This is a genomic window from Fibrobacter sp. UWR3 (assembly GCF_900143055.1).
Classification (GTDB): Bacteria; Fibrobacterota; Fibrobacteria; order Fibrobacterales; family Fibrobacteraceae; genus Fibrobacter.
Genome location: NZ_FRCW01000004.1, coordinates 329,591 through 342,145, shown reverse-complemented (window position 1 = coordinate 342,145; position 12,555 = coordinate 329,591). Strand labels below are relative to the sequence as shown.

The 12,555-nt window shown below is 53.8% G+C and carries 7 protein-coding genes; 1 reads left to right on the top strand and 6 read right to left on the bottom strand.

Annotation, left to right across the window (positions count from 1 at the left end):
- Positions 1 to 24 precede the first annotated feature (24 nt).
- Complete coding sequence (locus BUA44_RS07285) at positions 25 to 738, top strand: Rpn family recombination-promoting nuclease/putative transposase (protein WP_072810285.1); 714 nt, start codon at positions 25 to 27, stop codon at positions 736 to 738.
- Positions 739 to 821: 83 nt separating this feature from the next.
- Here the strand turns inward: BUA44_RS07285 and BUA44_RS15790 are convergent, their stop codons facing one another.
- The 6 genes from BUA44_RS15790 to BUA44_RS07255 form a co-directional block, all read right to left on the bottom strand.
- Positions 822 to 4,727 (bottom strand): fibrobacter succinogenes major paralogous domain-containing protein, encoded by a 3,906-nt coding sequence (locus BUA44_RS15790; RefSeq protein WP_072810282.1) that lies wholly within the window; start codon positions 4,725 to 4,727, stop codon positions 822 to 824.
- Between the two features lie 22 nt (positions 4,728 to 4,749).
- Positions 4,750 to 7,539, bottom strand: coding sequence for an FISUMP domain-containing protein (locus tag BUA44_RS07275; RefSeq protein ID WP_178348762.1), 2,790 nt, complete (start codon positions 7,537 to 7,539; stop codon positions 4,750 to 4,752).
- An 11-nt stretch (positions 7,540 to 7,550) separates the two neighbouring features.
- Entirely contained in the window at positions 7,551 to 9,233 is a 1,683-nt protein-coding gene (locus BUA44_RS15630) for a hypothetical protein (protein WP_072810277.1), read from the bottom strand.
- Between the two features lie 150 nt (positions 9,234 to 9,383).
- The gene (locus BUA44_RS07265) at positions 9,384 to 9,830 is read right to left on the bottom strand and encodes a hypothetical protein (RefSeq protein ID WP_072810275.1); all 447 of its coding nucleotides are present in this window, start codon (positions 9,828 to 9,830) and stop codon (positions 9,384 to 9,386) included.
- Positions 9,827 to 11,683, bottom strand: coding sequence for a c-type cytochrome (locus BUA44_RS07260; RefSeq protein ID WP_072810272.1), 1,857 nt, complete (start codon positions 11,681 to 11,683; stop codon positions 9,827 to 9,829). Before BUA44_RS07260 ends, BUA44_RS07265 begins: the two co-directional genes overlap by 4 nt.
- A complete protein-coding gene (locus BUA44_RS07255) occupies positions 11,680 to 12,555 on the bottom strand; it encodes a 4Fe-4S dicluster domain-containing protein (protein WP_072810270.1) in 876 nt (291 codons plus the stop codon). The genes BUA44_RS07260 and BUA44_RS07255 overlap by 4 nt, the downstream gene beginning before the upstream one ends.

The window sequence follows — 12,555 nt, the reverse complement described above, 5'->3', positions numbered from 1 at the left end:
AAAAAATACAAACTGAGGCACTTTATGAAACATAATTTTTCGCACGATTCCTACGTTCGCTCGGTGCTGAAGGATCCCGCACGAACAGCGGAACTGCTCGTCGGCATCATTGAGGAACACAAGAGTTATCCCGAATCAGGAATTGTTCCGCAACTGGTCAAGTATTGGTTCCAGATCATGGTTCGCAATCAAAAGAACATTCCGACACTCGCCATCGTCCTTTACAATGGAAAAGATCCTTGGCGCATTGAAAAAGAAGTCATGTTTCCGAACTATCCCGAATACTATCACAGAATTGGCCTTCCGTTCCTGTTGGAAGTCGTAGACGTGAGCGAGATTTTCGAGGATTATGAAATTCCGCAAATTTCGCCGAAAATTGCACTCGCACTGGTCGCCCTAAAGTATGTTTTTAACGGAGAAAAACTCAAGAAATACCTGAAAGCGGCAATGGCAGGGCTCAAGTCTCTCCCCCGCAATGAAGCGGAAGACCTTTTGTCGCAAACTTTTGTATATTTGAAGCAGTGGTTCAACGGTGATGCCAAGGAGCAGTTCAAAATGGATTTCAAAAAATGCAGCGAAGTTTACGGCTACAAGTCCATCGCCGAAGTCGAGGAAGAAGAGGCAAACAATCGAATCTGCGATTTCGCACAAACATTGATTGATGCCGGTAAAATCACGGCTGACGAAGCAGCCCATTTTTCACATCTTTCCAAAGAACGTTTCAAAGAAAAAAACTAACCTCACAGCAATTCAACAGCAGCCCATTTTAAGACAAAAGCCTCCCGAGGGAGGCTTTTGTCTGCATTATCTTATACCAGGCGTTAGTTTCTAGTGGGAGGGGCAGGAACACCAACAGAAACACAGCGTATGGCGCCCCATTTCACCTTAGATGCACTCACATCACTGAACGTATTATGCTCTTCATTATAAAGGATATGGTAGTTTCCGTCACGAGTTAAAAACAAAGCGCTACTTTCGATAAGAGAAACAGAACCAACCGATGTCGGGCGAGAGCTTGAACCATACCACATAAAAGCATTCCCTGTCGTCCAATATGTATTACCAGAAGGTTCCATTCCAAAGAATGATGAATTTGTCCCTGGGGCGTTCTTCCATTTACTTACTGACTTTAATTCCAGCGGCTCTTTTACATCTTGCCCATACAGTTGTTCCCATTCATCATAACTTGCCAAATGAAAATCATCCCAAGAGTAGTCTTCACTCGTTATTTCTGCACACTTACTTGTTCCCAAATCTCTGTTGAAATATGTTGTAACAACAGCCGTATCTCCGTCCACAACAGATGATACCAAATAAGGGCCACTACTAGTCGGCCATTCCCAGTGTACATTTTCCGCAGTCCAAATCAAGTTACTGATGCCGACAGCACTTCCGTACCACGATCTACCGCTTCCTTCACTTATTGCAAGAGAATTATGGAAGTATTTAGATTCTCCATTCCAAACATACAGACCATTCTTGCAAACAAACTTAGTTAGAACATTTTTTGCAACAATCGTTGAATTTTCATCATCCTTTGAGCATCTAATATTCATAGTGCTTCCATCTTTATTATTATCTAGCGCCCATTGTTCAGACCGGGTTAGCGTCCTGAAGGTATCTGCATCACAAACATAAGCGTACACATTTTCATTTGCCAGTTTCCCCGTATAAGCATACCTTGTATTTTTATAGCACATATTACCATAAGTCTGCCATCTTGCGTCACTTGCTACAGTCCAAACATAGTCGTCCGTTTTTTCATTGTACTTACACAAATACCACTTACTTGTAGTACTGTTTTGTTTTACAACACCCTTCGGATACAAATAATTCGTTCCATCAAAACCATAACCTGTATTAGCCATTTTCTTTGTACATCCAGCACCAATCCCCTGAGCCAATGTGCGCTGGCTCGGCACAGACAAATACCGCCATTTATCTTGCCACGAATCATAAGTATAGACTTTTGACGTAATATAACCTGTTATAAGCTGACCATCTTGCGGGCTAGAGTACGCTTCTCCAACCAGATATTGAATAGTATCTTTATCAGAATTCAATTCCACAACAGCCGATTTAACAGATGTTATAAAGTCCTGCTCGTCAGGGCTCACGACCATTCCATTCCTATACCATGTTTTTGTAACTCTACTTAATTTATACTTGTCTGTAGAAATTCCAATTCCCAATGTATCCATTTCCGCTATCGTCATCTCACGCCATGCTTCATCTGACACATTTGTGCATACAAAGAACATATCACGGTCAACCAAACCTCTATGAACATAATTCGGCCACCAGCAACTAAGACTCCACGTATTTACCTCTACATTGGTTGCAGGGCGCCAAGAATAAGGCTGCAAATTAGCGTCAACTGCATTATTGGCAGCACATTTGTATGAGTTACCATCTACACTTGTGGCAACTTTATTTAGTTTAGCCTTAGTACACGGGCCAAGTTCTGAATCATTGTCAAGAGAATTACCTCTGCGCCATTTATTTGCGGATATATCATAAACGTAATAAATGTCATTATTGACGGTCCCGGCTCTTACGGTATCACTAGAAGGAGCGTTAAGATTCCATCCGACGGTATCCTTTTCAAAATCAGTAGCTTCGCGCCAAGAGTTAATAACCAAAGCGCCTTCTACAGTCACGGCCTTATCGTTCGAACAGCGATACCAGCCATTTTTAGTACCAGTTGCATACGCCATCTGTCGAACCTTTCCAAGATTACTTTCTGTACACGCACCAAGTCCTTCAACAATGTCTTCCGCCGTTCCAAAACGCCACTTATTATCCTCAAAAACATAATAGTGCGACTTATTCACGTTACCAATTCTGACAATCGGGTCGCCTTCGCCGGGGGTGCCGAAGAGCGCGGTATCCGCTTCTGTTGTTGTCGCCTCACGCCATGCATAGGAATCGGACGCAGCATCGTCTTTGTCGCAGATATACCACACAGGTTCGTGCTTTACAATGAGGCTGTCGGTCATGCCCTTGTTATCAGCAACGCAGGCGGCGTCAAGGGAGGCATCAAGTTCGGTGCCACGACGCCAGTCGCCATTTTCCTTCACATACACGAAGCTCGTGTTGATCTTGCCGTTTGCAGCAGAGCCTTCGTCCGCATCACCTGCAAGTGCCGCAACATCCTTCTCGGAGTCCGTCGCAAATCTCCATGCATAAGAATCGCCGGAAGCCGCGCAAATCAAGCGCACCAGGCTGCTGTCGCCATCGGTGTACGCAGAGTCATTCGCGGCGTAGTAGGCGGAGTGATTGTTCTTCACAGCAAAGAGCGCGCCCTCGTTATCGACGGTGCACTCGCCTGCGCCGAGTTCCTGCATCCAGAAGTTCGTCACGTGCTGTTCGAACGCGGGGGCCGCGCTCTCGGCAAGCTTCCAGCCTTCCACGTTCGCACGGATAGTGGCTAGACGGCCATCAAAGTCAGTCTTCATCGCCCAGTCGGCAACCTGAGCACGGCGCAGGGAATCGTCCCACACACCATTGTCGCCCAGGTCAACACTCAGTGCGGCCAAAAGGGCAGTGAGCTCGGACTCGTTGCGGTCACCCTGGAGCATCGCGGAAATAGCAAGCAGTTCGCCGTTGCCTTCGCCTTCCTTGAGGATGTTGAAGTCTTCCGCGTACCCCTTGAAACCGTCGCCATCGATGCCGAACGCGGTGAAAATTTCCCTTTCCGCTGCACGCTTTGCGGCAGGCACAGACATGTTTTCCTTGGTCACGAGGCGCTGCACGCGATCGTATTCCAGGTGGGTCACCAGGTTGATGTTCGCCGTGCGGCGGCCGTCCAGGTTCGTGAGGGCACGGAGCTTGATGGTCGCAGTACTGTTCTTGCCCGTAACCTCGTTGCGGTAGAAGCCGTCTGCAACAAGGTAGGTGTAGGTGCTCCTGAGCTTGACGGTCCTGATGTTGAAGGAACCGTCCTTGTTCTCGATCTTGCCGCCGAACGTCTTGCCCGTCTGCTTGAGGGACTTGCCGTTCTCGAGTTCGTACGCCGTAACATCCGTACCGCTGACAAACGGACCCTTCTGGCTCACGCCACCAAGTTGCACCTCGCCTTCGGGCACTGTGCAGGCGGAGTCAGTGGGGTCGCATTCTTCGGGAACATCCACGTAGCCCGTCAAATCCATCGTGAACGTTTCGGAGCCGCAAGCAATGGTCGCGGTCAATGCAGTGGATTCCTTTATGACACAGCCGGTGCCGTTGGCGCCGTCCTTACCGTCCGTACCCGGCGCTCCGTCCTTGCCATTTGTTCCGTTCGTGCCAGGTGCGCCATCGTCACCTTTCTCGCCCTTCGCACCAGGTGCGCCGTCCTTTCCAGCTTCGCCCGGGTCGCCCTTCGCGCCGTCCTTGCCATCTGCACCGTCCTTGCCGTTCTTCACCGTGCCGATGGATTCCCCATTACAGAAAATCTCGAAGCCCGTGCCGTCGCTGAGGCTCGTGGAGGTACAAACGTTGTCGCCCACGTTCACCGTGTTTGCACTCAGAGCCTGCCATTCCTTGCCGTCGCAACCCAGGAACTCGTGAGTTTCCTTGATGTATACAGTCTGCCCGGCAATGTCTTCAGTACACGCAGGCAGGTCGTCGCTGGACTTGACCGCGCCAACGTTCGCGTTGATTTCGGTGATATCGTCACCGCAGGCAGAGAGCCCGAAGGCAAGCGCTATTGCGGCAAGGAGGTAAGCGAATTTTGCGAGGGCATCCATCGTGAATCTCCTATGGATTGAATTAATCCGGTATCTTTATACAGCGAACCGAGGCTCCGATATGCTTGGAGACATCATCATAAACATAAGCTTCGACATCATCTATAATCATGAGCAGCGCCTTGGTGGCATCATAATCATTACTGAATGTCCACATACCGAACTTGGTGCCAGCCCCAGTATAAGAACCTTCGGCAGTACGGTAACCGGAAGGTATCGCAGAGAATCCAAGCGTATTGTCCGTGTTCTTCCAAACCTTCTGAAGAGCCGTTTTAAGGTTTTTACCATAGGTATCCACCTCTTCCGAAGATAAAACTTTATACGGAATAACCCAGCCATCAGGACAGATTCCCTGATGATGCCACAGATTATCTACCACAGCGTTATCACCGTATTCTGATAGTTCAGGATTGTCATCCCTATAGAATATCACATCATATTTTGACGTTACCTCTATATCGAAATACTTGGTATCAAGATTCATTGCGCCAGTCCAACTGTAAAGCCTGCCACCAATTTCACAGTTGTAGTCCAGGTCGCCATAGCACCAGGACTGGCCATAGGCCTTGTCCGTGGGCTTGGGTTCGTAGTTCAAGTTTTCGGCCATCCAAATGAGGCTGTCTTTTTTACCGATAAAGGTATTATCGTAATAGATCTTGACCGTCCTATACACATGGCCGTCTCTCGGGTCAATCATGGTGTCGTTCACCACGTCGGTTTTGGTGTCATTAAGGAAGGCAATCTTGTCGTCCGGGGTAAACTTGGCGAAGTACGAATTCAGGTTGTGGGTGTTGACCCACTTGGCGCTGTCCATATCGCAGATATACCATTCGCCATCGGTAGCGCTCTTCTTGAGGTCGCGATTGGCCTTGGTATAGCAGGCGCCAATGCCGAGCGTGCTATCCAGCACGTTGCCCTTGCGCCAGGCGGCACCATCGTACACATACACGGAATCCGTATTGACCTTACCATTTTTGACCTGGCCATCCTTACCGGAAGTCCAGCCCTCGGTATCCTTTTCCAGGTCGGTAGCAAGTTCCCAGTTGCCGCTCTTGCAAACAAAGCGTGCCTTGGATTCCTTCTTGTTCTTGCTGTACTTGTTCTCGGTCCAGGTAATCTTGCCCTCGCTTGCACTGGTGCAGGGGTCCATCTCGTACATGGTTAGCCAGAAGTTGGTCAGGTACTTTTCGAAGTTACCCGGCTTGCCCAGGCCCCAGCCTTCCACGTTATCGCGGATGCTCTTGAAGTGGTCCTTGAATTCGGCGTTCGCGACCCAGTCGGCAAGCACAGTCTTGAGCGAATCGTTCTTCCATTCGCCCTTTTCCTGGTCCTTGATTTCATCTTTGAAGGTGTTGATGACATCGGTCAACTGCGCTTCCGTAAAGTCGCCCTGGAAAATCACGGAAAGGGCGAGCAATGCGGCATCTTCGTCGGAGGAGCCTACGACGGAGAGCTTTTCGGCAGCCTTGAATTCCGTGGCGTCGATAAAGAAGTTCTTGAAGATTTCCTTGTCTGCCTGGATCTTGGCCTTGCTCACGCGCATGCCCTTGTTCACCACGAGGTATTCGGCACGGAAGAATTCCAGATGGGTCAGGAGGTTCACGTTGATGGTCTTCATCTTGGTCAAGTCAGATACGGCGCGGAGCGTTATGGGGGCGACGCTTCCCTTGCCCGTAACCTCGTTGCGGTAGTAGCCTTCGGCCACGAGGTACACGAACTGCGACTTCAGCTTGAGGTTGGAGAGTTTGAACTTTCCGTCGTCGGTGGTAATTTCCGTGGGGAAAGCAGTGCCCTTGGGGCTCAGGTTGCGACCGTTATCCAGTTCGTAGACGCTCACCGTTGCACCCTTGATGAACGGGCCCTTCTGCGACACGCCGTCAATGCTCACGTCGTTCTGGGGGACAATGACATCTTCCGGGTCGACTTCTTCGGAAGAGGAGCTCTCGGTATCGGAGGAGCCTTCGGAAGAAGAGCTCTTGACTTCACCGTCCCCTTCGGAACTCGAGGACTTGTCGCCTTCACTGGAAGAAGTGTCGGCCTCTATGGAGTGGTTGGACTCGAGCACGCAGCGGACAGAGAGGCCGATGCCTTCGGAGTTGTAGGCGTCGATGGTTCTGAACTCGTAGAGGTTATCATCGGCGGACATCCTCACGTACTTGAACGAATCCTTGGAGTAGACCCACCAGTGACCATCGTTGTGGAATTCCTCGGTGTACTCTTCCTCGTCATCATCGTAAAAGCCTCCGGGCACGGCGCTGAAGCCGTACTTGTCGGTCGCCTTGGATGCTGTGCCGCCGGCAATCCATTCCTCGGCATTCTTCAGGATGTACGAGGAGTTCTCGTCGGGGTCAACAACCTTGAGCAGGTGTTCCCAGTCTTCCGAGGTAGAAACGCGGGTACCCTCGGGGCACACGCCCTTCTTAATTGCGGAACCCAGGTACAGGCGACCGTAAACCTTGCAGTTCTTCTTGTCGTCGTCGAGGCAGCGGGAATCGTCCTTCGCGTCGTACTTCAGGTTCTGCTTGAACCAGCAGCGGGCCTTGCTGTCGACTTCGGGGTCGTAGATGCGCACGATGTCGTAGACGTTTTCGTCGCGGGTATCCGTGAAGGTCTCGGGGCAGGTCGCGGAGTCGAGGTTCGCGATGGAATCCTTCCTATCCTGTTCGGCCTGCTTCACGGAATCCTTCTCGTCCTGGACAGCCTGTTCGTACCTGTCGACCAGTTCCTGGTCGTATTCATCAACAATAGAGCATGCGGTAAAGGCTATGGAAGCGGCACCGCCGGCAACGAGCAATTTCTTAAAAATCTTCATCTTGCCCTCCATTACATTTCAAAGAAGACGGAAACATAGCCGCCCTGGCCAAAGTTTGTAATCAGGTCGTGGCCGATTTCCACGCCCACGAAGCCGAACTTGTAGAACACGCCGCTCCTGAACTGCATCCATTCCTTGGAGTCATCCTCGGGGATTGCAATCACGGCAGTCTCGCGGATACCGAAGTCCTTGTAGCCCAGTTCGAGCTGTGCGAGAGGCGCCACGTACAAGCGCAGCAGGCCTCCCTTGAACGCGGCACCGATGTAACCGCCCGCGCCCACGGCAATGAAGCCGTCGCCGGTCTCGCCAAAGTTGAGCCTTACGCGCGCGGCGGCGGCACCGTCAGCGAAAATCACGAGGTCGTTCTTCTCTACGTCCTTGAAGCCTATGCGGCTCTTGTCGCCATAGGGAGCGAACACGCCCGAAACCGCGGCCCAGGGAGAGAAGTGCGTACCGCGGCGGCTCTCGATGGCCTTGGATTCCTCGGCGGCCTTTTCCTCGGCAGCCTTCTGCTCGGCGGCCTTCTGTTCGGCCTGCGCGGTGGCAAGCGAATCGGCATCGTAAACCGGTCCAAAGTCAACGCCTTCGGTATTGCCCTGGTTTTCCCAGATCCAGCGACCGTTCATCATCGCGGCCTTCTCGGCGAACTGGACTGCACCCTTGAACTGCTGCGGCTTGCCATGCTGGACAACCACCTCGGCGCCCTCGACCTTGGCAGCACCATTCTCGAACTTGATGCGGATGTTACTTTCGTCTACGGGGCCCGCGGCGATGCGGCTGTGGAACAGCTTGACACCGTTCAGGTAGTAGGCACTGCGGACCGGCTTCGCGATATCCATGTAGACCGTCGGGGCGGCGGCGGTATCTACCTTGTAGATGGCCAGGGAGCCGTCACGGGCAAGGTCCTTGTTCAGCCTATCCAGGCGTTCAATGAAGTACGGGGCAAAGCCTTCCCCATCCTGGCGCACGACCATCTCGCGGCAGGTCTCGCCCCACTTCTGGGCAATAGCGAGAGCGTTCTTGCGGTGGTTGGGCTCGTACTGCAGGGTGAAATCGTAATGGGCCTCGAAGCCCTTGGCGAGCGGTTCCAGGAACACGCCGCCCTTGAGGTTCAGGAACTGGTCCTTAGACGCGGCAAAGCTGTAGAGAGCGTCCACACAGGCGTTAATCTGCAACTTGCGGTCCTCGAGACCGCGGGCGGTTTCCATATGGCCCAGGCGAACCTCGCCGGTAACCTGCATGTACTTTTCTTCGAAGGCGGGCAACTCGACCTGGTAGAAGGTCCAGCACTCGTCGCCCATCACGTCGTTGATGCTCACCGCGGCACACTGGTCGTTCATCTTGGCGATGTGGCTTGCGTCGGCGAGCAGGGAATCAAGCCCCTCGTTCACGTTCTGGAGGCTTCCCTTCAACTTTTCCAAGTCGGCCTGGCGCTGGTGGAATATGGCCGGGTCCTGCACAAAGATAGATGCGGTCTTGGCTTCGCCACCCTCGGTTGCGGCAACTGCCGGCTCAGCCGAAGCGGCGGCGGGCTGTTCTGCAGCGGGGGCTGCGGCAGCCGGTTCGGTTGCAGTTTCAGGTTCAACAGAACCGGCAGGAGCGGCGGCAGGCTCTTGGGCAAACAGCATTGCCGTAGAAGCAAGAGCAAACAGGGCTGCCCTACCGAACAACGAAATCTGGGAATTCTTGTTCATAGGTATTCTCGGTTAATATTTTGTTATAAATCTAAAAAAGAGTTTACCAACATCAATAAAAATGCTTACATAATTATCACAATAAAGGGGATACGGCCTTTGACGGGAGGCTATCGGATCTTATTTGTAAAGTTTTTATTACAAAATCAACTAGAAGAACACCCAGACGGCAATCCAGTAAGCCATCAGGGCGAACTCCATGCCCTGCGAGATGCGCGAGAGGAACGTGGAGCCAAACACGGAGACGGCGATTGCCAAGAGGCGCGTCCACGGCATGTCGAAGCCGTGGTAGAAAAGCGATAAGGAGCCGAAGAACTCGACCCAGAACCACATGACCTGAGCCATGAGCAGGTAACGGCGGCGCTTGACGGGCAGGGCAGTCGTAGAGAAGCACAGGGCCAGCGCGAACATGCGGAAGGGGTAAGATTCCATCGCAGGGTCGTTCATGTCGCCCGAGAAGTAGGCGTAGACGCAGAACACGACTACGGCGGCAAGCAAGAAGAACGCCTCCTTGAACAGGCGGATGGGGCGGCGCCAGAAGAACTGGGCCATGGCGAGCGCGAGGAGGCAGGCGACAGCGTTCATCAGCGGGATCATTGTAGAACCTCCGCCGAATCGTTTGTTTCGGGCGTCGAATTGTTTATCTCGTGCGTCGAATCGTTTATCTCAGGCGCCGACTCGTTTATCTCGGGTGCAGTTTCTTTTATCTCGGGTGCAGGGATGTCCGCCGGGGCAAGCGAGCGCATGTATCGCACGAGGGCGCGGGCATCCGCTTCGGTTATGCGGTCAGCATACGGGTTCATGTTCGTGCGCCCGTACATAATCACGTGTACCAGGGAATCCTCCCCGAGGGAATCGAGACGAGCCGCAGTCAACTTTTGCGGAACCGGGTAGAACTCGCGGACAAACTTCGCGTTGAACTTGCCGTCTTTTCCGTGACATCCGCTGCATCGCGCGTTCCATACCGCGCGCGTCCGCAGCGTATCAAATGCGCCCGCTATTTTCGGGCCATCAGGTGCGATGGCATTTTTCGGGGTGTCAACATAGCTCGTGAATTTCGAGGGCGCAGACGAACCGCCCGCATAAAACACTCCCGCAAAAAACGCAAACATAAGCACACATATAGCAAAGGCGATTTTCAGGTAACGGGAACCGCATCCATCTGCATTATGCGCCGAAACCGCCTGCCATACCGGGCGTATGCATAGGGCAATAGCGGCCACCAGCGCCACAATCGGGTAGAATAGCGGGGCAACGTTCGGGATAGCGACCGCCACCGTATCGAACACGGGCTGCGACACCGCCCAGAGCGTGTAGACAAGCGCCACGAGCACGCCCAGCAACAACGGGAAACGCAACACGATAAACTCGCGGCTCGTGAGCGGTTCCGTATGGGGTTCCACAACCGGCGCAGAAGCCTCTTCCAGTTCGCCGAAAAGAAGTTCCCCACCCTCGATGGGCTTACGCAACTTTACACGCAAAATCACAAGCAACGTTGTAAACAACCCGATGGAAAAAGCGACAAGGCCCGCATCGACATACCCAAAGCCGCGCGGTTCGGCGGGCATTACCAGGTAGAAGCGTTCCAGCCAAAGCCCGAGCAGCACCGAGAGCGAAACCGCAAGCCGCCCGAACGGGCTCACGCGCACGGCAGACACCCACCAGAGCTGCGGTAACAGCGCCCCGAACGCGAACACCGAGAAGTTCCAGTCCCCCTTGAGCGCGAAGTTCCAAGCCCAGAATACGAGCATCACGAAGGAGCCGACCATCATGAGCTTTTCGAGCAGGCGCACGCGGCAGCCTTCCGCAACAAGCAGCACGTTCACCATCGCAAGGCCCGAATAGATGGCACCCGCGATAAAGTACAGCGGGAAAAACGCCCCGCGCCACTCGGGCACGAACGTCACTGCAAAATCGAGACTCACAATCGTGTGCACCCAGAGCACCAGCGGGAAGAGTAGCCATGCCATCGGGCGGCGCACATCTTCCAGCGCCTGCGACCTATCCGCAAACAGGTGAATTGCAAAAAACACGAGCGAGAGCAGCGCATAGATGGCGATGCAGCAGAAGTCCCACACCAGCGGGGAACGCACGTTCGCGAAGTTGCCCCGTGCATCCAGGAACGGGATGACCATGTAGAAATTTTCCACCACGCCGAGATGCATGAGCGGGTATATCGCGGCGACCACGAGCGCGCAGAGAGTCGTGAGTTCGGCAAGCATCGAGGTGCGACGATCGAGCGGCACACCTAGCGCCAGAAGAATTGCCGAAATGAGCGTACCCGCATGGGCGATGCCTATCCAGAAAACGAACAGGCTTACGGGAGTCCCCCAGAAGGTATGCGCGTCCACCGACCACACAGCAGGGCCTTCCCAGAGGGAATACCCTAGCGCGGCAAGGCCGGGCAACAGGAGCGCAAGCCCCGCATATAGGAGGATGCGGAAAATCAACGACGCCCCCTCATGTAGACGATAGCCGGGTCAAGCGCCGCAATAGCCTTCGGGGCATAGAGCACGCGGTTCTTCGCGGCCCTTACCAGCGGGGAACCTTCGTCGAGCCAGTTGCCGAATATAATCGCGTTCTTGGGGCAGGCGGCGGCACAGGCGGTGGTCACGCCGCGCCCGCGGAAACTTTCTCCCGGATGGAGCGCCTTGAAGTCGTGGCGCGCATCCTGCAGGCGCTGCAGGCACAGCGAGCATTTTTCCATCACGCCCTTCTCGCGCACGGGAACGCCAGCGTTAAACTTGAGCGAACGACCCGAAGCCACAGGGTCATCGAAATTGAACTTGCGGGCATGCACGGGGCAGTTCGCCCCGCAGAAGCGGCTCCCGGTGCAGCGCTTGTACATCATCACAGAGACGCCATCGGGAGTGTGGTTCGCGGCCCCCGTCGGGCAGACTTTCTCGCAGGGGGCATCCCCGCAGTGGAAACACATCGCGGGCGCACCGCCGCACATCTCTATCCAGTGCATGAACTGCCCGCGGTTCGCACGCTCGGGAGCACTAAGCGGGATGTTGTTCTCCTGGATGCAGGCAAGCACGCACTTGCCGCAGGCATCGCAGGCATCCAGGTCGATAGCCATGCCAAAACGGTTCTCCTGCGAGGCACCGGGAGTCTTGAGCGCTGCGGGCATCGGCACGCGCACGAGTTCCATACCGGGCTTCATCTTCGAGAGGGCGAGTTTCACCTCGTTCTCGAAGTCAGCAAGCTTGAGGCGCGCGCCCTTGACCGGCATATCGCCGAGCAAGCCGTCGCGGCACCCGAACAGCGCAAAACCCGCTACCGTCGCCGAAAGGATTTTCAAGAACTCGCGCCTATCCAT